The following is a 24,983-nucleotide window of genomic DNA, read 5'->3' as shown; positions in this document are numbered from 1 at the left end:
GAGAATTTTATGATACAATGGTTATATCTTGTTTTAGGGGAAAGAAATGAAACGATTATTCCTATGTTTACTAGTTCTGGTCGGACTGACCGCCAGTAAGGTTGCAGCAGATGATTACAACATTGCTGCTAAAAGTGCAATAGCTGTGGATGCTACTTCCGGAAAGATTCTCTACGAAAAAGATGCTAATACTCCAATCGAAGTCGGCTCTATCACCAACCTTTTGACCGTCTATCTGGTCTATGAAGCCATTGACAGAGGAGACCTGACTGCCGATACCTATGTTGATATTTCAGACTACGCCTACAATCTGACAGCTAATCCAAATATCAGTAATGTCCCTTTGGAAGCCAGACGTTACAAAGTCAAGGACTTGATTTCCGCCTCCTTGATGTCCAGCGCCAACAGTGCCACGATTGCCTTGGCTGAGAAGGTTGGGGGCAGCGAAGAAAATTTCGTCCAAATGATGAAAGCCAAGCTCAAAGAATGGGGAATTAAAGATGCTACTATTGTGAACTCCACAGGGCTGAATACGCTGCTTCTAGAATACGCATCTGAAGAAACTGACTATACTGCCCCAGCTAACACATCTAAAAAAAGCAAAGACACTGAAAACAAATTCAGCGCCTACGACTTGGCTGTTATCAGCCGGCATCTGATTATGGACTTCCCTCAAGTGACAGAGATCACGTCTAAGTCTACAGCCAAAATTGCGGGGACAAGTCTTGAAAACTATAACTTCATGCTGGAAAACCAGTCCAACTTCCGCTCAGGTGTGGACGGACTCAAAGCCGGCAGTTCGGAGAAGGGAGGCTCTTCCTTTGTTGCAACGACTACTGAAAATGGCATCCGCATGATTACTGTTGTGCTGGACGTTGAGCAAACTGACGGCGACCCCTACGCACGCTTTGTAGCCACAGCTTCTTTGATGAACTATGTTTTGCAAAACTTCACCCAAACGACCATTGTGGCCGAGGGGAAGCCTACAATAAAAGCCATTCAACCGTTATTGACGGCAAACAAAAGACTGTTCCAGCCGTTGCCAGCAAGGACTTTACTATCATTGAGCGCATCGCCAATCAGGCTGAGCACAAAGTGGAATTCTCCACCAACGAAAAAGGCTTCCAAGCTCCACTGAAAAAAAATACTGAGCTTGGCACCCTGACCTATACCGACCCTGAGCCAATCGGCCAAGGCTATCTGGAAAACAAAGCTCCTTCTGTCACAATGGTGGCAGGCCAAGAGGTGGAAAAAAGCATCTTCTTCAAGGTCTGGTGGAATGACTTCGTCCGCTATGTCAACGAGAAACTATAAAGAAAAGCCGCGAATCAAATGATGCGCGGTTGTTTTGTATGTTTTGTAAATGTTGGACTAGAACTAGCAAACATCTTCGAATATTAACTCGCAATGCGGTTCTTCAAGCAGTGATTTAAAGTTTTACCCAACCGATCCTTCCATTTCATAACTGATCAAGCGGTTAAGCTCAACAGCATATTCCATAGGCAGTTCTTTGGTGAATGGCTCGACAAAGCCCATGACAATCATTTCCGTCGCCTCGGATTCGGACAAGCCACGGCTCATGAGATAGTAGAGCTGCTCTTCTGAAATCTTAGAAACCTTGGCTTCATGCTCCAGAGCCACTTGAGAGTTATGGATTTCATTAAAGGGAATGGTATCTGACGCCGAAATATCGTCCATAATAATCGTATCACACTCAATATGGCTGACGGATTTCTGTGAATTCTTTCCAAAGGTCACTTGACCACGGTAATCCACTTTACCTCCGCCTTTAGCAATAGACTTAGACACGATAGATGAGCTGGTATGCGGAGCATTGTGAATCATCTTAGCCCCTGTATCTTGGTGCTGATTGGTATTGGCAAAGGCAATGGACAACATTGTTCCACGCGCTCCAGGCCCATCCAGATAGACAGACGGATACTTCATAGTCGTTTTCGCACCAAGGTTCCCGTCAATCCACTCAACCGTCGCATCTTTCATGGCCCGCGCCCGCTTGGTCACGAGGTTGTATACATTATCAGACCAGTTTTGAATAGTGGTGTAGCGCATATAGGCACCATCAAGGGCAAAAATTTCGACAATCGCGGCATGCAAGCTATTGCTGGAATAAGTCGGAGCTGTACATCCTTCTACATAATGGACACTTGCACCCTCGTCAACGATAATCAATGTCCGTTCAAACTGACCAGAATTTTCATTGTTAATCCGGAAATAAGTCTGCAAAGGAACATCTACCTTGACACCTTTTGGCACATAGATGAAGGTACCACCAGACCAGACTGCGGAGTTGAGCGCTGCTAGCTTGTTATCTGTTGGAGGAACCAACTTAGCAAAATACTGCTTGAAAAGCTCTGGGTATTCCTTGAGAGCTGAGTCGGTATCCGTAAAGACAATGCCTAGCTTTTGGAACTCTTCCTTCATATTATGGTAGACTACTTCGGACTCATACTGGGCAGCTGCACCAGCCAGATAGGCTCGCTCTGCTTCTGGAATCCCAATCCGCTCAAAGGTTTCCTTAATCTTCTCAGGCACTTCATCCCAGCTTCTAGCTGGCTTATCAGAGGCCTTTTGGTAATAAATCAAGTCATCAAAATTAATTTCTGACAAATCCGGCCCCCAAGTCTGCATAGGCATCTTCTTGAAAGCCTCGTAGGATTTGAGGCGGAAATCCAGCATCCATTCTGGTTCATCCTTGGCTGCAGAAAGCTCACGAATGACCGCTTCATTTAGCCTTTTCCTGTCGAGATAACAGGTTCAACATCGTCATGGAAACCAAACTTGTACTCACCGAGATCAATCGGTTTTGGTTCTACTCTTTCTTCTGACATAATTTCCTTTCACATTCTTACTTTTTATCTTCTTCAATCGCTCGCTTGAGGGCATTCCAACCCAAGGTCGCACACTTAATCCGCTGCGGGAATTTAGCAACGCCTGCCAAAAAGGCTCCATCTCCCAATTCTTTCTGGCGACTGTCTTCTTGGCCCTGAACCATCTGAGAGAAGACCTCTGCTAATTCCAGTGCCTGCTCTTTTGTCTTGCCCAGGACCGCATCTGTCATCATGCTGGCTGAAGCTGTTGAAATGGTACAGCCAGAATTTACAAAGGCAATATCCTCTATCTGATTTTCAGCATTAAACTTCACAGACAGGCTGATAACATCGCCACAGGTCGGGTTATTGAGAACTACCTGCTCCACATCTTCCAGTTTCCCATGATGATGGGGGTGAGCCGAGTGATCGGTCACAACCGCCTTGTAAAGACTGTCTAACTTAGAAAGTGCCATTGAAAAACTCCTTTGTCTTTTCTAAAGCATCTACCAGCTTGTCGCAATCCGCATAGGTATTGTAGATATAAAAGCTGGCCCGCACAGTCGCTGGCACCTGCAGATAGGTGAGCAGGGGCTGAGCACAATGGTGACCCGCCCGAACAGCCACTCCTTCGTAGTCTAGAGCCGTCGCGACATCATGCGGATGGAGACCGACCAGGTTAAAGGCAATCACGCCCGAGCGCTGGGCTAAATCCTGAGAGCCATAAATGGTCAACCCTTCTACTGCCTGCAGCTTAGGAAATACATAGACAATCAGGTCCTGCTCATGCTGAGCAATGGCATCCATACCCAAGTCTTCCAAATAATCAATGGCTGCCGCAAGACCGATTGCTCCTGCCATATTTGGCGTTCCGGCCTCAAACTTCCAAGGAAGCTCCTTCCAGGTCGCTTCCTGCTCATAGACAAAATCAATCATTTCGCCGCCGAACTCGACTGGCGACATCTGCACTAGCAATTCTTCCTTGCCATAGAGAACCCCTATGCCGGTAGGTCCGGCCATCTTATGCCCTGAAAAGGCGAAGAAGTCTACATCCAAATCCTGCACATCAATCTTCATGTGCGGAATGGATTGAGCCCCATCCACCACCAAAAACGCTCCTTGCTGATGAGCCAGCTGGGCAATCTCCTTGATGGGATTGATGACACCGAGGACATTAGAAGCATGAGCCAGAGAGACAAACTTGGTCCGCTCATTGAGCTTGGCACGGAAATCTTCCATATCCAGAGCACCATCCTTGAGATAGACATAGACCAACTTGGCTCCAGTCTTCCTACATGCTTCCTGCCAGGGAATGACATTGGAATGGTGCTCCATGATAGAAATCATCACTTCGTCACCAGGCTGCAGCCGTTCAGCCGCAAACTGAGCTACCCAGTTAAGCCCCGTCGTAGTTCCTCGTGTAAAGAGAATTTCTCTGCTAGAAGCCGCATTGATAAAAGAGCGAACTCTTTCTCTGGCTGCTTCATAGGCTGCTGTCGCCCGCTCGGCTAGCGTATGCACACCGCGGTGGACATTGGCATTGTCTCTAAGATAGTATTCCTCAATGGCATCTAGCACCTGCTTGGGTTTCTGGGTTGTCGCCGCATTGTCCAAATAAACCAAAGGCTCATCATTGACAATTTGGTCCAAAATGGGAAAATCTTGCTTGATTACTTCTGCATTAAATCCAGACATGAAGACTCCTATCTACTTATATGGGACAAGGCCCAGCTTTTTATCTTTTTGCGAGAATAATATCGATATTTTCAATCATTTCATCACGGACTTCCTTAACAGGGATTTCCACAATCACTGAGCCCAAGAAGCCGCGCACGACCAAGCGCTCTGCTGTCGCCTTATCAAGACCCCGACTCATGAGGTAGTACATATCTTCTGGATCTACCTGACCGATAGAAGCAGCGTGACCAGCCGTCACATCGTTCTCATCAATCAAAAGGATGGGATTAGCATCTGAGCGCGCTTGGTCAGACAGCATGAGAACCCGGCTTTCCTGCTGGGCATCTGCTCCCTTAGCACCTTTGATAATATGGCCAATACCATTGAAGGTCAGGGTCCCTTTTTCCAGGATAACCCCGTGCTGCAGGATATTTCCGATAGAGTTGCAGCCATAGTTAGTTACGCGGGTGTCAATTCCCTGAACCTGCTTACCGCTGGAAAGAGCCACCACCTTCATATCCGCATGGCTGCCCTTGCCATAGAGGTCGCTATCAAAGTCAGCTACGACATTGCCTTCGTTCATAACGCCGATAGCCCAGTCAATCATGGCATCGTTGTCCAGCTTACCGCGACGGCTGATATAAGCTGTTACATTTTCGCCCAAGCGGTCAATAGCTGAAAACTTAATCTGAGCTCCAGCCTGAGCAATAACTTCGACGGTGATATTGGCTGTTACCGGAACAGACCCTTCACCATAAGTCTCCAGACGTTCCAAGTAGTTAACCTTGGAATGCTTGCCTGCGATAATCAAAATATGCTTGTTAAAAGGAACATCGCTTTCGCTGTCCTGATAAAAAATTCCTTCAATCGGCTGGTCAATCTCAACATTGTCCGGCACATAAAGAACCGCTCCGCTATTGAAATAAGCCGTATGGTAGGCTGCCAATTTATCCTCGTCATACTTGACTGCGGACATAAAATGTTTCTCTATCAGCTCTGGAATTTCTTCCAAAGCTGTGTGGAAATCAGTGAAAAGCACACCTTGGGCTGCCAAGTCAGCCGGCAATTGCTCCAGAACAGCCTGAGTTCCCAACTGAACAAGCTTGAGATTGTCGTCTAGAGCTGTAAAGTCTGGAACACTTGTCAATGGCTCGCTCTCTGAAATACGGCCGTCACCCAGATTCCAGCGATGAAATTTAACCCGCTCAATACGCGGCAATTCTAACTGGTCAATCTTATCAAAGGCCTGCTGGCGCAGTTGAAAGAGCCAGTCTGGCTCTGCATGTAGCTGTGAAAATTCTTGAATCAATTCTTTAGTCATGTCATTCTCCTATCTTTTATCAAAGTCAAAAGAATGTTTGACTAGGCTTCTTCAGTATAGGTGAAGCCCAACTCTTCAGCCAGCTTGGCATAGCCTTCTTTCTCCAAGCGGACTGCCAATTCGGGTCCGCCAGAAAGAACGACTTTACCATCCATCATGACATGAACCACATCTGGAGTGATATAGTTGAGCAGGCGTTGGTAGTGGGTGATAATCATAGCACCAAAGCCTTCACCGCGCATAGCATTAACCCCTTTGGACACGACCTTAAGAGCATCGATATCAAGACCTGAGTCAATCTCATCCAAGAGCGCAAAAGTCGGCTCTAGCATGAGCAACTGCAGAATTTCATTGCGCTTCTTTTCACCACCGGAGAAACCTTCATTAAGGTAACGCTCAGCCATTTCTTCTTTCATGTTGAGCAGTTCCATCTTTTCATCCAGCTTCATGATAAAGTCACGGACAGAGATTTTTTCCTCGTCTTCCTTGCCAGCATTCATGGCAGCACGGAGAAACTCCGCATTGGTAATTCCAGGAATTTCACTAGGGTACTGCATAGCCAGGAAGAGTCCCATACGAGCCCGCTCATCGACTTCTAGCTCTAGCACATTGACTCCATCAAAAAGGACCTCTCCTTGAGTCACTTCGTAGTTAGGATTGCCCATGATGGCTGCAGACAAGGTAGACTTCCCTGTTCCATTCGGGCCCATAATAGCTGCAACCTCTCCTGTTTTCAGAGTGAGATTCACCCCTTTGAGAATTTTTTTCCCTTCGATTTCAACATGAAGATCTTTGATTTCTAAGACAGACATTTCTTTTTCCTTTCTTTGCTTAGCTGATTTACACACTTTAGTATACCAAAAAAAAGCCCAAAAGGCTTTTATTTTGTTTAGAGCTATTCTTATTTATTCCTCTTTTGACGCCATTTCCGCCGAACTTCCTCTCGGTAGGAGGAATTCCCAATAAAGCGGAGAATATTGAGCAAAGGAGTACGATTAGGCCCCAAAACTCCGACCAGCTCAGCAAAGAGCTCAACACCCAGAAGTAAGCCAATCATCAAGAGCACGCCACCAATTCGACTGGAAACATTCAACAAGAGAGAAATCATGGCAAAGACCAGCGAAATTCCGTAGATAACCAGCACCGTTCCTCGGTGAGTCAATCCCAGAGACAAGAGCCTATGGTGGAGATGGTGCTTGTCAGGCGTGTAGAATTTCTGACCAGACAGAGTACGGCGGATAATCGCCAGAAAAGTATCCGTAATCGGCACCCCTAGGATAATCATAGGAGTCACCACCGCAACAGCCGTCGCATTTTTCAATCCTTGCAAGGACAGAACAGCAATCATAAAGCCGATGAAAAGGGCCCCCGTATCACCAAGATAGATGATAGCTGGGTGGTAATTGTAAGGGAAAAAACCTGCAATTGACAAGACCAAGACGAAAATAGTCAGGGTCAGAAAGAGATTATGCTGGGGCAAAAAGAAATAAGAAACAATCCCCATCGTCACCAAGGAGATGATGGACACCCCACTCACCAGACCATCCAAACCGTCAATCAAATTAACTGCATTAGTGATAGAAATAATCCACACCACTGTCAAAATATAGGACAGCCAAGGCTCAAAATGAAGGAAAGGTCCGCCAAAAGGAATCTTAAAATCATCCAATCGGAAATCTGTCAACCACCAGATTAGACTGGCTGCTAGAACAATTCCACCCATTTTCAGCATAGGCGACAGCTCTTTGATATCATCGACCAGCCCTGTAAAGGCAATAATCAAACCACCTAGTACAACCGGCCAAACATAATCAAAATAGGTCTGGCCAAAAAAATCTACAGCAACAATCTGCGGCATCAAGAGCAGAGTAGAAATAGAAAAGGCCGCTACAATCGCCAGCCCGCCACTGCTAGGCATGGGCTTTTTATTGATGCGGCGAGCATTGGGATAATCTACCGCACCAATCTTAAAGGCTAAGAGCCGAACCAAGGGCGTCAGAATCACCCCGATATAAAAAAAGTTCCCAGCAATACCAAGATAAACTTTAAAGGAAAAGTAATCATAGGCATTCAACCTTCTGCAGGCCGGAGACCGCATCTGTCACCAAAAGCAGATGACCGTGCTCCTGCAGCACTGCCCGAGTGATATCTGAATCATCTGCGAATTCACGCATTTTGGCCAAGAGCCAAGCAGGATAGCGCTCCGGGAAGCCCTCAACATCCACCAAAATCGTCAAATAATAAGCCGAATCATACTTATAAAGCTCTGATAAGTCAATCTTATAGTCCACCGTCTGGGCAAAGGCCGCAGCAGCCTTAATATCTTCAAATCGCAGGATGTAGTAAATATAACGCTCTGCATTTTCTGCTGACTGCTCATCAGCCACTTCTTGAGAAAGCTGCTCCCCTTCCTCTGCTTCAGCTGTTTCCAAAGATTGGACTGCTTCTATGTCTTCCTTACTCTTTTCAAAAATGCTCTTTTCCAATGTCTTGAGGAATTCATCTGGAGACATATGAGACAGCTCATCCATATCTGGCAGATCTGCCAAATCCTCAAAACTCAGATTCTTATCCAATTTAGACTTGGTAACAAAAACATCCACCTTATCCGGCTTAGGAGTCACACGAAAACTCAGCATGCCGCTGTCCAAAAAATTATCTGGCATTTCCAACTCATCTAAGATGGTATAGAAAAACTCTTCTGTCTTTTCTTGGGGACCAAGAAATCGGCCATTTCCATGCCACGCTCTTCCAAATCTTCTAGCTGAATCGTGATTTTTATGGTCGAATCACTAATCTGTTTCATTTCCATATCTCTACCTCATACACTTCTAGTCCTACTATTATACTAAAAAATCCCCCGTATTTCAAAAAATAGCTAGTATTGGTCTGAAAATGGAAGTTGTTGGAAAGAAAAGATTCCTTACAAGAAAAAGAGTTTGGGACAAAAAGATTTCAATTTTTAAAAATCTTAATTATTAAGCCCTTCAAATCTATAATTAAATGCGAAAAGCGAACAAAGCAGAATTCTGATTACCAGAAAACTAGTTTTGTTCGCTTTTTATATTTGAGGTTGGACTTTTGTCCCAGCCTCTATTATTTCACTACATGAGATAGTCAGGGAAACATTAAACTTGCCTCTTTTATCCCATCAAAGCTTTGATTGCAGCATAAACCAGAAGCACACCGCCTAGGCCAATTCGGTATTTCCCAAAAATTGTAAAGTCATGCTTTTTGACATAGTCTGTCAGGAAACGAATCACGACTAGACTGACACTGAAGGCCACCCCCATGGCAACTAAGAGCAAGAAGATTTGCTCAAATCCCAGACTGTTCCCATTCTTGATAAACTTAAGAATTTTCCAGCCACTAGCGCCAAACATGATGGGAATCCCCAGATAGAAAGTGAACTCTGTCACGACAGAACGACTGACACCATTCAAGAGACCGCCGACAATGGTGGCGCCAGAACGGCTAGTCCCAGGAAAGAGAGCTAGAATCTGAAAGAGACCAATCTGCAAGGCTGTCTTGTACGGAAGCTTCGCCAAATCTGTCACAGCAGGCTCCTCTTGTTCGCGTCTTTCCAGATAGATAAAGGCTGCCCCATAAACAATCAACATCACTGACACAGAGACCAGATTGTAGAAATGTGCTTCAAACCAATCATCCAAGAATAAGCCGATAACAGCAGCCGGCAAGGCTGCCACGACCACCTTGGCCCAAAGCTGCCAGGTCTTTTGAACCTGACGTGCTGACTTGCCTGATTTAAAAGGATTGAGCTTGTCAAAATAGATGACGACAACCGCCAAAATAGCTCCCAGCTGGATAACGACATTAAACATCTCTATAAAGGCTGGACTTTGATTTTTAAACTGGATAAAATCTTGAATCAAAATCAAGTGACCTGTACTGGAAATCGGCAGCCATTCTGTGATTCCTTCGATGATTCCATAAATAATAGCGATGAAAATTTCAATGATAAACATAGAATACTCCTATAAAAAGGGTCTACTCAAGGAAAGTCACAGTTAAATTCCCAAAGAGTATCAGGTTTTATTATATCACAATTTCAAGGCCAGGAAAAGCCAGTACTGAGACTTTTTCGGCTAGGAGGGAGTTTATCTATTAGAAAGCTCCACCGCCTCCGCCGCCTCCGCCGCCAGAGAACCCACCACCTGAACTACCGCCAGATGAGACAGAGAAATTGCTGGCTGTGGAGGCTACATGACCGTAGTTTGAGAAGCTGTGCATACTGCTATAGAAGGCATAGTGCAGGTTGGCCTGAACATAGCTATCCATAGATGGATTTTCCAAGTGAATCTGACGCAGAGCCATGACACGGCTGACACGATCTGCATAGCCAAAGAGGGTCGCATAGACCAAGAGACGGTTCCACAGGATAATACCTTCGATTTCTGTATTGTCCAGATGGGCAATATCTCGCAGCATATTAGAAAAACTTCGCCACAGATAGAAGTCGTGCGCGCCTTCGTCATTCAGGACGCCATCTCGCCAATAAAGCTGTGCCTTACCAGCAAAAATCAAAATCAAGATAAGACTCACCAGCGCCAAAGGAATATAATACCAGATAAAGCCGCCAAAAGCGCCTAAGTAGACAAATAAAAATCCAAGAGAAAACAGCAAAGCAGCACTAGCTAGAATAATGGCAGTAATCAGCAATCTCTTTTCCTGAACTTTAAGAGGCCGGTAGTGACCAAAGAGACTCAAACGCTTGCCTTCAGAGCGCACTTCTTTAGATAAGGAGCGCAAACTGTTAGTAAATAAGGACTTGATATTGCTACCGATGTTACGGATATAGGACTCATCCGCAGAAGACTTGTGCTTATAAATATCTTCTGAAATTTGATAGGCTGAAAAGAGATCTTTCACCCTGGCCTGGGATTGCTTGTTAAAAGCCATGCCCAGAAAACGTCTCTCAAAGTCCGCTAACCCATCATAGGTCGCTATTTGCAGAACAGGATTTTCAGCATCTCCCTGCAGGAGGAGATTGCCCCTATCCAGCAGGTCTAATAAAGTCGCCTGAACCATGTTTTCAAAGTTCAGCACAGCCTTGCCGCCCCTAGTTGGGTTGACATCTTCCATGTCTACTGCGTAAATATTTTCCGCCAAGACAAGAGGAGCCAAGTCCTGAGGAGCCTCATATAGACGGGCATTCTTGGGATAAGACTGCTTAGGCTTGATCTTCTGGGCAAAGACAAAATAAAGAATAACCGCTACAAGGATGGCACATAAGAGCAGCAAGGGCATATAAATCTCTCCTAGCTGCCGATAAAAGACCGTCCTGCGGGCAATCTTTTCTTCTTGAGCTTTAAAGGTTGGCAAGTAGTCGCTCTCGTCTTCATTCTCTGATACCAGAGAGACCGCTTGTCGATCCCAATAACCGTGGAGCTCAACATTATCGCCCGAGCCAATTCCATTGATTTTGACCAGATAGTCGGTGCCATCCTTATCCACGAAAGGCTGGGTACCAAAGTAGCCACTATGAGCAAAGAGTTCGCTCTTATCTGGATTGCTCAAGCCAGAAACCGTCAAAACGACCTCTCCTATCCCCTGGTCCCAGTCGCTGATAGGAGTCCAGTTGAGCTCAGCAATATCCCTGTGAAGAAAAAGGAGATTTCTCAACTGCCAGGTCACAGTGACAACAACTCTGTCACCATCGTTTCCTGAATTATAGATTTTGACTTCATAGCCGTCGCCTAAGTCTTTGACTTGGGGATTAATATCCAGATCTGGCTCACCATTTGTCATAATCGAGACCGCTGGATTTCCATCAATGGCAAAACCCTTGGGCATCTTGCCAGCCGAGCCCAGCGAAACAATCTGACCATTATAGTCGTCATTAAACTTGTAGGTCACTTTCTCTGTGTAGGTAGCTGTATTGTCCTCACGCAAGGCCAGATCGCCTTGATAGGATTCAATATCATAGTCAAGAGCCGAGACAACCCGACCAAAACAAAGGCAGGAAAATAAAACTAACAGAAGATAAAAATATCGCTTCATATTCAACCTCTCTTTACAGATACTTTGCTCTATTATATCATTTTTATCAAGTAAGGGCTTACTAGGATTGAAAAGAGCCGCAATTTTCGATAGAATAGGAAGAACTATTATTAGATAAGCAGGAGAAACCCATGAAGAAATTATTACTCACTCTATTTACAGCCCTCCTGGTCACCTTAGGAACGGTCCAAATTATCCAGGCCGATGATTATCTGAGAATCGGTATGGAGGCAGCCTACGCTCCCTTCAACTGGACTCAGGATGATGATTCCAACGGTGCTGTAAAAATCGAAGGCACCAACCAATATGCCAACGGATACGATGTGCAGATTGCCAAAAAAATTGCTCAAGAGATGGGCAAGGAACCTCTGGTTGTCAAGACTTCTTGGAACGGCTTAATTCCTGCTCTGACCTCTGGCAAGATTGATATGATTATTGCTGGTATGAGTCCGACTGCCGAGCGGAAAAAGGAAATCGCCTTTTCCAACAGTTACTACACCAGCGAGCCAGTTCTCCTAGTTCGTAAAGATGGAAAATATGCATCCGCTAAGACTCTAGAAGACTTCAAAGACGCTAAAATCACCTCCCAGCAAGGAGTTTACCTCTACAATCTCATTGACCAGCTGCCTGGCGCCAAAAAAGAAACAGCTATGGGCGATTTTGCTCAGATGCGCCAAGCCTTGGAATCTGGAGTTATTGATGGCTATATCTCTGAGCGGCCAGAAGCCTTAACTGCAGAAGCTGCCAACTCCAACTTCAAAATGATTCAATTTGAGAAAGGTTTTGAAGTCGGTGAAGAGGATGCTTCCATTGCCATTGGGATGCGCAAGGATGACGACCGTATCGAGCAGGTCAATAGTGCTATCGCTAAGATTACTACTAATGACCAAGTCAAGCTGATGGATGAGATGATTCAGAAACAGCCTGTTGATACGGATAGTGAAACAGCTGATGAATCATTCTTCAGCCAAGTTACTAAGATTCTTGCTGAGAACTGGCCTCAATTCCTACGCGGAGCTGGTTTGACTCTACTCATTTCGATTACAGGGACCATCACAGGTCTCATCATCGGACTGCTGATTGGCGTTTATCGGACGGCACCGGCTTCTAAGAATAAATTATTAGCATCACTGCAAAAAATCTTCGGCTGGTTCTTAAATGTCTATATTGAGATTTTCCGCGGAACTCCAATGATTGTTCAGTCCATGGTTATCTACTACGGAACTGCTCAGGCATTCGGAATTTCTATTGACCGGACTATCGCTGCCATTTTTATCGTCTCCATCAATACGGGAGCTTATATGAGCGAGATTGTCCGCGGCGGTATCTTTGCTGTTGATAAGGGGCAATTCGAGGCCGCGACGGCACTGGGTATGACACATGGCCAAACCATGCGCAAGATTGTTCTGCCTCAGGTCGTCCGCAATATTCTGCCCGCAACTGGTAACGAATTTGTCATCAACATCAAGGATACATCCGTGTTGAACGTTATCTCAGTAGTTGAGCTTTATTTCTCCGGAAATACCATCGCTACCCAGACCTACCAATATTTCCAAACCTTTACCATCATCGCTGTAATCTACTTTGTCCTGACATTCAGCGTGACACGCATCCTGCGCTATGTTGAAAAACGCTTCGACACAGACAACTACACGACAGGTGCCAATCAAATGCAGACAGGAGAAGTGAAATCATGACAGAAACCATTTTAGAAATTAAAAACCTCAAAAAGTCCTACGGTGAAAACGAAGTCCTCAAGGACATCTCCCTCACCGTTCATAAGGGAGAAGTGATTTCCATCATTGGCAGCTCTGGCAGCGGAAAGTCAACCTTCCTGCGCTCCATTAACCTTCTGGAAACACCAACCGGCGGACAGATTTTCTACCGCGGCAAGAATGTCTTGGCGGAGAACTATGACCTGACCCATTACCGTGAAAAGCTAGGCATGGTCTTTCAGTCTTTCAATCTCTTTGAAAATCTTAATGTCCTGGAAAATACCATCGTCGCTCAGACAACGGTCCTGAAAAAAGAAAGATCAGAAGCCGAGAAAATTGCCAAAGAAAACCTCAACAAGGTTGGAATGGGCGAGCAGTACTGGCAGGCCAAGCCTAAGCAACTCTCAGGCGGTCAGAAGCAGCGAGTCGCTATTGCCCGCGCCCTCTCTATGAATCCTGATGCTATCCTCTTTGACGAGCCTACTTCAGCTCTCGACCCTGAAATGGTTGGTGAAGTTCTGAAGATCATGAAAGAACTGGCTCAGGAAGGGCTAACAATGATTGTCGTGACCCACGAAATGGAATTTGCCCGTGATGTCTCCAGCCGTGTCATCTTTATGGACAAGGGCGTCATTGCTGAATCTGGCAGCCCGCAGGATATCTTCACCAATCCAAAAGAAGAAAGAACCAAAGAATTCTTGCAACGTTTCCTCAGCTAAATTACTTCTATTTTCAAAAGCAAAAAGGAATCTGGGACTAAATCCAGATTCCTTTTTTTATTTAATGAGCAATATAGTTGCACGATTTTGAAGTTTAGTCTTCAAATTTTTCATGGTTTTTGTCGTAGAAATCAATCAAGCCAAGAGCTGTTTCAAAAGAGATATTTTTCACTTTTGCACGTCCTTGAGCAAGAGCAATGATAGACATTTCACGTGCGTTTGTTTCTTTACTAATACGGTAACCGGTGATCTTCTTATCACGTACCCAACTAACAACAGATTCTACTTTCTCGAAATTAGATTTAGCCATTTCTTACTCCTCTCTATTCTAGCTACATCAACTACTATAATTGTTTTTATACAGTTTGTCAACTTAAACAAACCAAATTCGAACAAATTAAATAATTCTGAATTTTCTTTACTTAGCTTTGAGGGCTGAAAGTATCTGAGTCCGAATACTTTCGACTCCTTCTGGATTTGCTGGAAGGAAGATGGTATTATTACCCGAACTATCTGCAAAATTATTCAGTGTATCCAGGTACTGGTTGGTCAAAAGAATAGACATAATCTGCTCTTCTGTCAACTCAATATTGGCTCCCTTCAATTCCTTGATAGAGTCTGCCAAACCATCCACAATGGCCTTCCGCTGCTCGGCAATACCAACCCCGTGGAGACGGTCTTTCTCGGCCTCCGCAGAGGCAGCCGTCACAATCTTAATCTTATCCGCTTCAGCCAATTCCTGAGCAGCCACACGCTTGCGTTGCGCCGCATTGATTTCGTTCATGGACTGTTTAACTTCAGCGTCCGGCTCAACCTTGGTAATCAGAGTTTTGACAATGATATAGCCATAGGTCGACATTTCTTCTGCCACTTGCTTTTGGACTTCTAGGGCAATTTCGTCCTTCTTTTCAAAGAGCTCATCCAAGGTCAGTTTTGGAACGGAAGAACGAAGGGCATCTTCAATATAGGACTTAATCTGTGCTTCAGGACGCATAAGTTTGTAATAAGCGTCAATTACGTTGTTCTCATTTACACGATACTGGGTCGCAACATTCATGGTTACGAAAACATTATCCTGCGTCTTAGTCTCAACGATAATCTCGCTCTGCAGCAAACGCAGCTGAACGCGAGCCGCTATCTTGTCAATCCCTAAAGGAAGACGGAAATTGATACCGCTGCTGCTAGTTTTGTGATAGCGTCCAAAACGCTCAATGATTGCCACAGATTGCTGACGAACCACATAGACTGCACTAAGCATCAAGAATACAAAGATTATGATCAATATGATAAAGAAAAATGGAATAAAAAACATGTTCAAGCCTCCTTGATTCACTATAGTATATTCTAACATATTTAATTTGTAGTTTCAAACGAAAGCATACAAATTAGGCTAAAATATCTTTAGAATTAGACAAGCATATTGTAGAGTGTTTCATTTCCGTTCAGATTGATAAAGGAGGGATCGAACTGCTCAACACGGTTAATCAAAGAAGCATAATCATGCTTATCTGCCAGAGCTATACCAATGAGAACCGGACCCGTTCCCTTGCTTGCCCGTTTGATATATTCAAAACGAGTGATGTCGTCATTAGGCCCTAAAATATCATTCACAAACTCACGCAGGGCACCAGGACGCTGCGGGAAGTTAACTACGAAATAGTGCTTGATACCATCATAAATAAGCGCTCGCTCTTCCATCTCTGGCATGCGGTTGATGTCATTATTCCCACCTGAGATAATGCAGCAGATAGTCTTCCCCTTGATAAACTCGCTCAGGACTTCCAAAGCTGCGACACTGGCAGCACCAGCTGGCTCTGCGACAATCCCTTGCTTAGAGTATAGGTCAATGATGGTCTCTGAAATAAGCCCTTCGTCTACACCGATAAGATTTTGAACATTCTTTTGTGTGACCTCATAGGTTGATGCACCGACTTTCTGGACTGCGATACCGTCCGCAAATTTATCGATTTCTTTAAGCTTGACTGGACCACCTGCTTCAAAGGCTGCTTTCATACTGCGGGCACCGTTGGCTTCCACACCAATAACTTCAATAGTTGGCTGACTTTCTTTGATATAGGTTGAGACTCCTGATATCAGGCCGCCGCCGCCAACTGGTACCAAAACTGCGTCAAAAGTAATAGCTTCTCTCTTAGCCTCATCTAAGATTTCATAGGCTACAGTCCCTTGACCTGCTTGGACATCTTCATTATCAAAAGGATCGATAAAGGTGCGGTTTTCAGATTTAGTATAGTCAAGCGCTGCCTTGGCCGAAGCATCAAAGGTATCTCCAACCAGCTTGATGTCTACAAACTCACCGCCAAAGAAGCGAACCTGACCAATCTTCTGCTGAGGGGTCGTGATTGGCATAAAAATGGTTGCTGGAATTTTCATTTCCTTACATGTATAGGCCACTCCTTGGGCGTGATTGCCCGCAGAAGCACAGACAACCCCACGCTGGCGCTCCTCTTCGCTAAGTTGAGAAATAGCGTAATAAGCCCCGCGGAGTTTAAAAGAGCGCACCCGCTGCATATTTTCTTTCTTCAGGTAAATTTTAGCCTGATACTTCTCTGACAAATAGTGATCGTAGTCAAGCGGTGTATTGACAACCACATCTTTTAACACTTTATGAGCATGCGTGATATCTTTTGCTCTGAGCATGTTTCTTCCTTCCCTGTCTTTCCAGTTTATTCTCTATCAAGCAAAACAAGGGGCTGGGAATTCGCATTCCAACCCCTAATGTCTTATCTGCTCTTTATCTTAATTATAAATCTTGAAGGCATCGTCGTCGTTTTTACCAACGAATGGCATTGCTTTACGCAATTCTGCACCGACTTTTTCAATCTCCAGATTAGCAGCTTGCTCACGGAAAGCAGTGAGTTTCGGACGGCCAGCTTTATAGTCGTCAACGAAGTCGTTGGCAAATTTACCGTTTTGGATATCAGCCAAGACCGCCTTCATGTTTTCTTTGACTTGCTCAGTAATCACGCGCGGACCAGATACATAGTCACCATATTCAGCTGTATTTGAGATAGATTGACGCATCTTCTTGAAGCCACCTTCATAGATCAAGTCTACAATCAGTTTCATTTCGTGCAGCACTTCAAAGTAAGCCAATTCTGGTGCATAACCTGCTTCAGTCAGAACTTCAAATCCTGCTTCGATCAGGGCAGTCAAACCACCACAAAGCACAGCTTGTTCACCAAAGAGATCTTCTTCTGTTTCTTCTTTATAAGTTGTTTCAAGAAGTCCAACACGAGCTGAACCAACACCTTTACACCAGTCCATTGCGATATCTTTGGCATTTCCAGTAGCGTCTTGATAAACAGCATAGAGAGCTGGCACACCAAAACCTTCTTCAAAAGTACGGCGAACCAAGTGACCAGGGCCTTTCGGTGCACACATAAAGACATCTACATCGGCAGGAACTTTGATAAATTCAAAATGGATGTTGAAACCATGAGCAAAACCAACAGCATTGCCAGCTTCCAGATTTGGAGCGATTTCTGCTTCATAGAGATCTTGTTGGATTTCATCCGGAGCCAAAATCATGATGACATCAGCCAATTTAGCAGCTTCTGCTACTGTATAAGTATCAAAGCCATCTTCTTTAGCCTTGTCAAATGACTTACCAGGTCGAACACCGATAATCACGTCGTGACCTGTATCACGCAAGTTTTGCGCATGGGCATGACCTTGTGAACCATAGCCGATTACGGCAATTTTCTTACCGTCAAGTGCTGCTACTTTTACATCTTTTTCGTATTCCATTGTTACTGCCATAAGTTTTACTCTCTTTTCTATTTTTATTGCCTATTAGGCGGTTTTAACAAATTAAATGTTTGATTTAATCTCGGGTAAAGCCTGTTGCTCCAGTCCGAGCAATATTTTTAATACCATATGGGCGGATGACCCGAAGCAGAGCCTCGCTCTTCTCCGCATCACCAGTCATCTGAACGGTAATAGAGCTAGGTGCTACATCCACAACTGTCGCCCGGAATGGCTGGATAATAGACAGAATCTCTGCCCGCTTATCAGCTGGAGCCGAGACCTTAACCAGAATCACTTCACGCTCCAAGTGAGGGCGGTCCGTGATATCTCGAACCCGAATCACATCAATCTGACGATTGAGCTGCTTGATAATCTGCTCGACCTCTGCCAATGAAGCCACATCAATGATGATGGTGATACGGGATACTTCCGGATTTTCCGTCGTTCCGACTGAGATACTCTCAATATTAACCTGACGTCTAGAAAGAACACCCGTGAAACGATTCAGGACACCCGAACGGTTTTGGAGTTTAGCTGTCAACATTCTACGCATGGAACTTCACCCCCAACATCTCATGATTGCTCTTGCCAGCCGGCACCATCGGAAGAACGTGCTCCTTGCGAGAGATATCTACCTCGATAAACATTGGTATATCTTCCTTCAGGACTTCCAAATCCTGAACAATGGTATCCGGATTGTCAAATTTATAGGCTTTAACACCATAGGCCTGAGCCATGAGCTGGAAATCTGGCAAAGTATCAAAGACTGACTCAGAGGTACGACCATCATAGAAAGCTTCCTGCCACTGGCGCACCATGCCTAATGAATGATTATTGAGCATGATGACCTTAATCGGAATCTTATAGATATTGAGAATAGCCATCTCTTGGTTGGTCATCTGATAACCACCGTCTCCGACAAAGAGCACGACTTCCTTATCCGGATTGGCAATCTTGGCCCCAATCGCTGCAGGCACACCGAAGCCCATGGTTCCCAGACCGCCAGATGTTACCAGTTGGCGCTCGCTTTTATAAGGATAATATTGGGCTGTCCACATTTGATGCTGGCCGACGTCTGTTACGACGATGGCATCACCCTCGGTCAGCTCGCCCACACGCTCAATAACAGCCTGAGGCTGGACAACACGTTCTTTTTTATCATACGAGCGGACCCGCTCCTTGTCCCGGGTTACTTTTTCAATCCACTGACTGGTATTGTTATGCACTTGCTCTTCATTGAGCAGCATCTGCAGGGCTTTCTTCGCATCCCCTACGATAGGGATGTCTACACTGATAATCTTTCCAATTTCTGCTGGATCGATATCAATATGTGCTACTTTAGCGTTCTTAGCAAAGGTTTTCGGATTACCGGTCAGACGGTCATCAAAGCGGCAGCCGATACTAATCATAAAGTCAGCCTCAGTCATGGCAATATTGGCCGCAAAAGAACCGTGCATTCCACCCATACCTAAGAACAAAGGATGGTCTGTCGCAATGGTTCCCTGACCCAACAAGGTAGTGACTACTGGAATCTGATACCGCTCCGCCAAAGCAACCAGCTCTGCTGCTGCCCCGGCATAACTAATACCGCCTCCTGAAAGAAGGACCGGCTTTTTAGCCTTAGAAATCTGCTTGATAATCTTCTTAATCTGCAATTCATTAGGCTCAATAGTCGGCTGATAGCTCGGTAGATGCAACTTGCTGTCATAGATAAAGTCAGTTTCCAGAGCTGAGACATCCTTAGGCAAATCAATAACGACCGGTCCAGGACGACCTGTCGTCGCAATGTGAATAGCTTCTGTAATGATGCGCGGAATTTCCGCCGTCTCCCGAACCTGGTAATTGTACTTTGTAATAGGGGTCGTAATGCCGACAATATCTGCTTCCTGAAAGGCATCTTTACCGATTCCAGCCTTGGCCACCTGACCAGTAAAGACTAAAAGGGGTACGCTATCACTCATGGCATCAGCAATTCCGGTAATGGCATTGGTAGCTCCCGGACCGCTGGTCACAACTGCCACTCCGATTTTCCCAGTAGACTTAGCATAGCCTTCTGCTTCGTGAACACAGCCTTGCTCATGACGACCTAGAATGTGGCGGATGCCTTCAAAACTATAAATAGCATCATAAAGCGGCAGCACAGCTCCGCCAGGATAGCCAAAAATCGTATCAACACCAAGACTCTTCAAGGTTTCCAAAACAAGCTCCGAACCTGTCTTAGGAGTTTCTAATTTGATTTTCTCCATTCTTCCCCTTTCATTTATTTACAATTTTCTAAAAATTCAAAAAGCTTTCTACTATGATAACATTTTTGAAAAAAATTGCAAGCCGCTAGTTAATTTTTTTCTTGATTTTTTATCTAAATCCGAATGTTTTTCAAACAAAAGATAAAAAGCCAGAACTATATCTATAGTACTGACCTTTCATTATAATTATTAGCTCTCAAATGTTCCGTTTATGGGAAAGCTACCACTCCTCATCTTTTCTACAAAACTGAGTATGCTATCTATAACCAGCCTTTCTCTTGCCCGATTCGGACGGCTTCTGTTCGGTTTTCAGCATCTAGCTTGGTCAAAATGGTAGACATATAGTTACGAACCGTTCCATTTGACAGGAAGAGTTTTTCAGCAATTTCTTTATTGGACAGGCCAGCCGCTGCTGCTTGTAGGACTAGCCTCTCCTGCTGAGAGAGAGGGTTCCTGCTGGTCATCAGTACCTCCATCAATTCCGGCGAATATTCCTTTTGCCCATCTAGAACGGTGTGGATGGTCTTCATTAAATCCGCAATGCTGCGCTCTTTGAGCACATAAGCATCTACATCCGCCTTAACAGCTCGCTCAAAGTAACCCGGTCGCTTGAAGGTTGTGACGATGATGACCTTGATGTTTGGTTGATTGGCCTTGACCCATTCGAGAACGTCTAGGCCAGTCTGGTTAGGCATTTCCACGTCCAAAATAGCCACATCAACAGCTTCTGACCTGAGACAGTCAATGGCCTCCTGCCCATCCGCGGCCTGATAGACTTCTTTGACATCTGGCTGCAGTTGCAAGAGCTGAGCTAGAGCATCTCTCAGCATACTTTGATCTTCTGCTAACAAAAGTTTCATGCTTCCTTCCCTCCGTATGGCAATTCAATCCGAATCCATGTTGGATCTTGGCTGCTAAGAATCTCAATCCTTCCTGACAAGGCAGACAGTCGCTCTCGAATACTATGCAACTCTCGACCAGTCAGCTTTTGAAAACCACAACCATCATCCTGAATATCTAAAACAATTTTTTCATCTTTCTTCACTAAAGAGAACCAGCTCTTTTTAGCTTGGGCATGCTTAATGATATTGGTCGCCGTCTCCAGCAAGATCATACTGATTGTTGACTGCTGACTCGGTGGGATACTGGCAACATTGAGTTGGTTATCTATCTCGACCTGGACACCGCTCATCTCCAGCATGGCTCGAATGGTCACCAATTCTTCATTCAGAGTTCGCTCCTTTAGATCGTTAATAATCCGCCGAACATCAGCCATGGACTTCTTACTAATTTCTTGCACTTCCTGCAGTTCTTTTGCTGCCTTGTCATAGGCTTCCATCTGCAAAAACTGCTGAGCCAGCTCCGCCTTAACACTGAGCATAGCAAAGGTATGTCCTAGACTATCATGTAAGTCTCGACCAATCCGATTGCGCTCATTTTCCGCCAGAAAAAGGTTCAGCTGGGCATTTTGCTTGACCTTTTCTTCCTTGATTCGCTCTGTCGTTTGAATCCGATGGAGACCAAAAGTCAAACCATCTGAAAAGAGAAAGGTTACAATAAAGAAGATCAGCTCTGCTGGACCAACATTGCCCATCAAATAATTAGTCAGAACAATAGCAGGCTGCAAGACGATAAAGGTCAAAAAACGCCAAGACTTAAAGGAGATATCACCCAGTTCGTAAATAAGAAGATTGGATAGATAAAAAATATACCAGGTAAAACCTGTATTTAGCCAGACAGAACCATAATATATGTAAGCAATCAAGAGCCACCAAGAAAAAAACTGGATAAGGCGATGGTTACTTAACAAGACCGCATAGTAAGCCACAACAAAAATAGCTGTCCAGAACAAGAGGAAAAGCGGGTATTCCCCGCTAATCACTCCCGCAACTGGAAAGATAATAAAGACCAGCGCAATATGAAACATATAGTGGACTTGTTTAAGTTTTTCCCACATGAATTTATTTTACCTCAATTCGCTTTTTGAGCTGCAGCACAAGAATGCTGACCAAAATCGTATAAATCAGAACAATCAAGGCTGCCTTACCATTAAACTGATGGTGTTCTAGATAAGAAGACACAACCTGCATCAGTTGATAACTTGGTGTCAACTTACCGATTGGCTGGAGCCATTTTGGAAACATAGTCAGAGGAAACCATAGACCGCCCAGAACAGCCAGTGCCATATAGACGATATTTCCCACAACAGACATGAGCTGAGCACTTGGCAAGAGACTGACCAATACACCCATAGCAATAAAGACCACACTTCCTACCAGAAGGATCACGGCAATAAGAAGCCAGTCTACCATTGGTAGATTAACCCCGCGAACAAAATGCCCAATCGAGAAGACTACGATGATAGAAAGCATAAAAGTCAACAGCGTACTGCAAAGCTTTGATATATAATATTTTACCATAGAAATCGGCGAGTGCTGAATCATTTTTTGCCAATTATTATTTTTATCAGATTGCAAAGTGCTTGGAATGCTAAAGAAGGCACTAGACATGATACTAAAAACAGTCATTGAGAAGAGGTAGCCTTGAAGCACAAGATCAGGCGTATCACTTCCAGACATCATTCCTGAGAAAATCAGGTAAAAGACGCTGGGCAAACCAATAGACAAGAGATAATAAGCAGCCTGCCGCTTCATTAAAATCAACTCAATCTTCATAAGACTTGCCATATTTTTCATGATTACTCTCCTATTCTTGTGTCGTTTCAAAAATACTATCCAAGAGGGTACGGTTACGTACTTCAATCTCTTCGATTGTACAGCCGTGTTCCTGCAGAACCTGCCAGACCTGTCCAGCATCTCTTGTAGCAAAAGATAAAGCCTTTTGCTTGATTTCTAAGTCAGTCACATTATCCAGCTTTTCCAGTACAGACTGATAAGTCAGCGGCAAGGTGAAGTGTTTTTCCTGCTCCTCACTGCGCATGGCATAAGGCGTCGTATCCCGAATCAGCTCACCCTTGTGCAGCACCAAAATCCGATCTGCCGTATGCTCGACTTCTTCGATATAGTGCGAAGAATAAACGATGGTCACTCCCTGCTGCTTGAGCTGATTAACAATTTCCCAGAAATGCTGCCGAGTGGAGGTGTCCATAGCTGAAGTCGGTTCGTCCAAGAACAGAATCTTAGGGCGGCCAATCAGACTCAGAACAAAAGAGAAGAGACGTTTTTGTCCACCAGACAGCTTGCTGGCCAACTGATTCTTTTGCTTGTCTGTAAATTGCAGCAAGTTATCAATTTCTTGATTGGACAGACTGTTTGGATAGATAGCTTGGAAGAACGTCAAGAGTTCCTTGACCTTCAAATCCTCTACCACTGTATTTTCCTGTGGTAAAATCGCTACCGACTGCTTGAGATGATTGTCAGTTGGTTTGAGCCCCTGAATCCTTGCCTGACCTGCTGTCAGAAACTTATCGCCCAGCAAACAGTCCATGAGAGTCGTTTTCCCTGCTCCGTTGGGACCAATCAAGGCTACACAGTCACCTTGGGAGATTTCAAAGGAAATATCCTTTAAAATCTCCTTACCGCGAATGCTTTTAGAAAGCTTCTTTACTTCAATCAGTTCCATTTTGCTCCTCCTTTGATTTGATAAACAGTATGTGCATCTTTTCTTTATTTTTCCAAAACCGGAAGAAGAACACAGACCAAATGCTTTTTGAATTCTTACAGCAACCTTTTATCATTTTGTTAACTATATTATAAGGCAAAGAAATTTTTCCTACTAGTTGATTTTGTCACCAGCTGACATGACAAATGTCACTATTCTGCTTTTAGAGCACAGAGCTCGCAAATTTTGGAATAATCAGATTATATCCCTTATGCATGAAGACACAAAAAAGTCGGCCACCCTCGTTGAGAGGGGCCGACTAGTTGTATGTCTGTTGCAATTTAGATAGAAACTGAACTTAAAGTAGCCTAAGCTAAAAACTTTTTCATTAAACTAGCTACCCAATTGTAAGATGAGAGACCAACCATTTTTAAATTTTAGCTCTGCCCTTCTTCTTTGAGACCGTTGAGCTTCAGACTCAGAATAAACATCTCAGGTGTGCTTTCCTTAATATCCTTAAGATCCAAATCTTGGAAGAGAGAATTCTTTTCTATCTCCTCAACATTAGCTTTCTGCAGGTCAATTTCAATTAAGGTCTGCAATTTCTTCTCTGCTGTAACTGAATAATCAATATTAACACCTTCCAGACTCTTAGCTGCTACAAAGTTTGGATCGGACTGGATCCCTTCCCGAATGATAGCCGTCATTTCCTCTGGAGTCAAAGTAGCTGAAGCTGCACTAGCGTCTTCTGGCAAGGAAGTGAGCAATTCCATCCGAAGATTCAAGATTTTCTTACCCTGATAGGTAATGGTATCTCGATGATGGATGCCCTCAATGTCTCCGACTAAAGTTTTAGAGACAATCTCTGTACTTTCAGAGGAAGAACTGGATGACTCGCTGGAGCTAGAGCTGGTTTTAGTCCGCCTAGAAGAAGCAGCTGATTCAGAAGAATGTCTAGGACGATGCTTGCTGAAGTTAGGAAACATGCAGCCTGTCAAGAGTACCGAAGCAGAAATAACAAGAATGAAAAATTTTTTCATAGTTCACCTTTTTTACTTTTTATTTGTTACAGTATAACATAATACCAGTTTCTTGTCTAAGTATTTTCCACAAAATGACAAAAGGCA

Annotated in this window: 19 protein-coding genes and 4 pseudogenes; 3 read left to right on the top strand and 20 right to left on the bottom strand. The window is 44.4% G+C overall.

The annotated features are described in order from the left end of the window. The first annotated feature begins 46 nt into the window (after positions 1–46). Positions 47–1,314, top strand: a pseudogene (locus tag FFV08_02405) (D-alanyl-D-alanine carboxypeptidase). 123 nt (positions 1,315–1,437) lie between these two features. On the opposite strand, the pseudogene sufB reads toward FFV08_02405, so the two are convergent. The 9 genes and pseudogenes from sufB to FFV08_02360 form a co-directional block, all read right to left on the bottom strand. Next, positions 1,438–2,849 (bottom strand): annotated as a pseudogene (sufB, locus tag FFV08_02400) (Fe-S cluster assembly protein SufB). Between the two features lie 17 nt (positions 2,850–2,866). Then, positions 2,867–3,304: an SUF system NifU family Fe-S cluster assembly protein gene (locus tag FFV08_02395; protein QLB51621.1), complete on the bottom strand. Its 438-nt coding sequence runs from the start codon at positions 3,302–3,304 to the stop codon at positions 2,867–2,869. Beyond that, positions 3,291–4,523, bottom strand: a complete 1,233-nt coding sequence (locus tag FFV08_02390) for a cysteine desulfurase (protein QLB51620.1) — start codon at positions 4,521–4,523, stop codon at positions 3,291–3,293. Before FFV08_02390 ends, FFV08_02395 begins: the two co-directional genes overlap by 14 nt. A 40-nt stretch (positions 4,524–4,563) precedes the next feature. Then, positions 4,564–5,826 carry a Fe-S cluster assembly protein SufD gene (gene sufD, locus FFV08_02385; GenBank protein ID QLB51619.1) on the bottom strand — a complete coding sequence of 421 codons (1,263 nt, stop codon included), beginning with the start codon at positions 5,824–5,826 and terminating at the stop codon, positions 4,564–4,566. A 41-nt stretch (positions 5,827–5,867) separates the two neighbouring features. Then, positions 5,868–6,638, bottom strand: coding sequence for a Fe-S cluster assembly ATPase SufC (sufC, locus tag FFV08_02380; protein ID QLB51618.1), 771 nt, complete (start codon positions 6,636–6,638; stop codon positions 5,868–5,870). An 89-nt stretch (positions 6,639–6,727) separates the two neighbouring features. Continuing rightward, positions 6,728–7,896: pseudogene (locus tag FFV08_02375) on the bottom strand (undecaprenyl/decaprenyl-phosphate alpha-N-acetylglucosaminyl 1-phosphate transferase). After that, positions 7,887–8,638 (bottom strand): annotated as a pseudogene (gene mecA, locus FFV08_02370) (adaptor protein MecA). The pseudogenes FFV08_02375 and mecA overlap by 10 nt, the downstream one beginning before the upstream one ends. 331 nt (positions 8,639–8,969) lie before the next feature. Next, complete coding sequence (locus FFV08_02365; protein QLB51617.1) at positions 8,970–9,812, bottom strand: undecaprenyl-diphosphate phosphatase; 843 nt, start codon at positions 9,810–9,812, stop codon at positions 8,970–8,972. 139 nt (positions 9,813–9,951) lie between these two features. Next, on the bottom strand, positions 9,952–11,847 hold the full coding sequence (locus FFV08_02360) for a DUF2207 domain-containing protein (GenBank protein QLB51616.1): 1,896 nt from the start codon (positions 11,845–11,847) through the stop codon (positions 9,952–9,954). Between the two features lie 131 nt (positions 11,848–11,978). Between FFV08_02360 and FFV08_02355 the strand changes: the two genes are divergently transcribed. Beyond that, the gene (locus FFV08_02355) at positions 11,979–13,544 is read left to right on the top strand and encodes an ABC transporter substrate-binding protein/permease (GenBank protein ID QLB51615.1); all 1,566 of its coding nucleotides are present in this window, start codon (positions 11,979–11,981) and stop codon (positions 13,542–13,544) included. Continuing rightward, positions 13,541–14,281, top strand: coding sequence for an amino acid ABC transporter ATP-binding protein (locus FFV08_02350; GenBank protein QLB51614.1), 741 nt, complete (start codon positions 13,541–13,543; stop codon positions 14,279–14,281). Before FFV08_02355 ends, FFV08_02350 begins: the two co-directional genes overlap by 4 nt. A gap of 94 nt (positions 14,282–14,375) precedes the next feature. On the opposite strand, the gene FFV08_02345 is transcribed toward FFV08_02350, so the two are convergent. From FFV08_02345 to FFV08_02295, 11 genes are all read right to left on the bottom strand, one after another. After that, complete coding sequence (locus tag FFV08_02345; GenBank protein QLB51613.1) at positions 14,376–14,591, bottom strand: hypothetical protein; 216 nt, start codon at positions 14,589–14,591, stop codon at positions 14,376–14,378. Positions 14,592–14,699: 108 nt separating this feature from the next. Continuing rightward, positions 14,700–15,632: an SPFH domain-containing protein gene (locus FFV08_02340; GenBank protein ID QLB51612.1), complete on the bottom strand. Its 933-nt coding sequence runs from the start codon at positions 15,630–15,632 to the stop codon at positions 14,700–14,702. A gap of 56 nt (positions 15,633–15,688) precedes the next feature. Continuing rightward, positions 15,689–16,939 (bottom strand): threonine ammonia-lyase IlvA, encoded by a 1,251-nt coding sequence (gene ilvA / locus FFV08_02335; GenBank protein ID QLB51611.1) that lies wholly within the window; start codon positions 16,937–16,939, stop codon positions 15,689–15,691. 99 nt (positions 16,940–17,038) lie between these two features. Further along, positions 17,039–18,061 carry a ketol-acid reductoisomerase gene (ilvC, locus tag FFV08_02330; protein QLB51610.1) on the bottom strand — a complete coding sequence of 341 codons (1,023 nt, stop codon included), beginning with the start codon at positions 18,059–18,061 and terminating at the stop codon, positions 17,039–17,041. Positions 18,062–18,125: 64 nt separating this feature from the next. Beyond that, positions 18,126–18,602 carry an acetolactate synthase small subunit gene (gene ilvN, locus FFV08_02325; GenBank protein QLB51609.1) on the bottom strand — a complete coding sequence of 159 codons (477 nt, stop codon included), beginning with the start codon at positions 18,600–18,602 and terminating at the stop codon, positions 18,126–18,128. Continuing rightward, positions 18,595–20,295, bottom strand: a complete 1,701-nt coding sequence (locus FFV08_02320) for an acetolactate synthase large subunit (protein QLB51608.1) — start codon at positions 20,293–20,295, stop codon at positions 18,595–18,597. Before FFV08_02320 ends, ilvN begins: the two co-directional genes overlap by 8 nt. 260 nt (positions 20,296–20,555) lie before the next feature. Next, positions 20,556–21,155, bottom strand: coding sequence for a response regulator transcription factor (locus FFV08_02315; GenBank protein ID QLB51607.1), 600 nt, complete (start codon positions 21,153–21,155; stop codon positions 20,556–20,558). Continuing rightward, positions 21,152–22,252, bottom strand: a complete 1,101-nt coding sequence (locus tag FFV08_02310) for a sensor histidine kinase (GenBank protein ID QLB51606.1) — start codon at positions 22,250–22,252, stop codon at positions 21,152–21,154. Before FFV08_02310 ends, FFV08_02315 begins: the two co-directional genes overlap by 4 nt. Positions 22,253–22,256: 4 nt before the next feature. Beyond that, on the bottom strand, positions 22,257–22,991 hold the full coding sequence (locus FFV08_02305; GenBank protein ID QLB51605.1) for an ABC transporter permease: 735 nt from the start codon (positions 22,989–22,991) through the stop codon (positions 22,257–22,259). Positions 22,992–23,001: 10 nt separating this feature from the next. Beyond that, positions 23,002–23,877 carry an ABC transporter ATP-binding protein gene (locus FFV08_02300; protein ID QLB51604.1) on the bottom strand — a complete coding sequence of 292 codons (876 nt, stop codon included), beginning with the start codon at positions 23,875–23,877 and terminating at the stop codon, positions 23,002–23,004. Positions 23,878–24,293: 416 nt separating this feature from the next. Next, entirely contained in the window at positions 24,294–24,896 is a 603-nt protein-coding gene (locus FFV08_02295) for a hypothetical protein (protein QLB51603.1), read from the bottom strand. Positions 24,897–24,983 lie beyond the last annotated feature (87 nt).

The organism is Streptococcus sanguinis, from assembly GCA_013378335.1.
In the GTDB taxonomy this organism is placed as follows: domain Bacteria; phylum Bacillota; class Bacilli; order Lactobacillales; family Streptococcaceae; genus Streptococcus; species Streptococcus sanguinis_I.
The sequence above is the reverse complement of the archived record's forward strand: the minus strand, read 5'-3'. Positions and strand labels throughout refer to the sequence as shown.

What these genes read in the sequence shown, in the direction of transcription:
- FFV08_02395 (QLB51621.1), bottom strand. Translation starts at nt 3,304, where the DNA reads ATGGCACTTTCTAAGTTAGACAGTCTTTACAAGGCGGTTGTGACCGAT.
- FFV08_02390 (QLB51620.1), bottom strand. Translation starts at nt 4,523, where the DNA reads ATGTCTGGATTTAATGCAGAAGTAATCAAGCAAGATTTTCCCATTTTG.
- sufD (QLB51619.1), bottom strand. Translation starts at nt 5,826, where the DNA reads ATGACTAAAGAATTGATTCAAGAATTTTCACAGCTACATGCAGAGCCA.
- sufC (QLB51618.1), bottom strand. Translation starts at nt 6,638, where the DNA reads ATGTCTGTCTTAGAAATCAAAGATCTTCATGTTGAAATCGAAGGGAAA.
- FFV08_02365 (QLB51617.1), bottom strand. Translation starts at nt 9,812, where the DNA reads ATGTTTATCATTGAAATTTTCATCGCTATTATTTATGGAATCATCGAA.
- FFV08_02360 (QLB51616.1), bottom strand. Translation starts at nt 11,847, where the DNA reads ATGAAGCGATATTTTTATCTTCTGTTAGTTTTATTTTCCTGCCTTTGT.
- FFV08_02355 (QLB51615.1), top strand. Translation starts at nt 11,979, where the DNA reads ATGAAGAAATTATTACTCACTCTATTTACAGCCCTCCTGGTCACCTTA.
- FFV08_02350 (QLB51614.1), top strand. Translation starts at nt 13,541, where the DNA reads ATGACAGAAACCATTTTAGAAATTAAAAACCTCAAAAAGTCCTACGGT.
- FFV08_02345 (QLB51613.1), bottom strand. Translation starts at nt 14,591, where the DNA reads ATGGCTAAATCTAATTTCGAGAAAGTAGAATCTGTTGTTAGTTGGGTA.
- FFV08_02340 (QLB51612.1), bottom strand. Translation starts at nt 15,632, where the DNA reads ATGTTAGAATATACTATAGTGAATCAAGGAGGCTTGAACATGTTTTTT.
- ilvA (QLB51611.1), bottom strand. Translation starts at nt 16,939, where the DNA reads ATGCTCAGAGCAAAAGATATCACGCATGCTCATAAAGTGTTAAAAGAT.
- ilvC (QLB51610.1), bottom strand. Translation starts at nt 18,061, where the DNA reads ATGGCAGTAACAATGGAATACGAAAAAGATGTAAAAGTAGCAGCACTT.
- ilvN (QLB51609.1), bottom strand. Translation starts at nt 18,602, where the DNA reads ATGCGTAGAATGTTGACAGCTAAACTCCAAAACCGTTCGGGTGTCCTG.
- FFV08_02320 (QLB51608.1), bottom strand. Translation starts at nt 20,295, where the DNA reads ATGGAGAAAATCAAATTAGAAACTCCTAAGACAGGTTCGGAGCTTGTT.
- FFV08_02315 (QLB51607.1), bottom strand. Translation starts at nt 21,155, where the DNA reads ATGAAACTTTTGTTAGCAGAAGATCAAAGTATGCTGAGAGATGCTCTA.
- FFV08_02310 (QLB51606.1), bottom strand. Translation starts at nt 22,252, where the DNA reads ATGTGGGAAAAACTTAAACAAGTCCACTATATGTTTCATATTGCGCTG.
- FFV08_02305 (QLB51605.1), bottom strand. Translation starts at nt 22,991, where the DNA reads ATGAAAAATATGGCAAGTCTTATGAAGATTGAGTTGATTTTAATGAAG.
- FFV08_02300 (QLB51604.1), bottom strand. Translation starts at nt 23,877, where the DNA reads ATGGAACTGATTGAAGTAAAGAAGCTTTCTAAAAGCATTCGCGGTAAG.
- FFV08_02295 (QLB51603.1), bottom strand. Translation starts at nt 24,896, where the DNA reads ATGAAAAAATTTTTCATTCTTGTTATTTCTGCTTCGGTACTCTTGACA.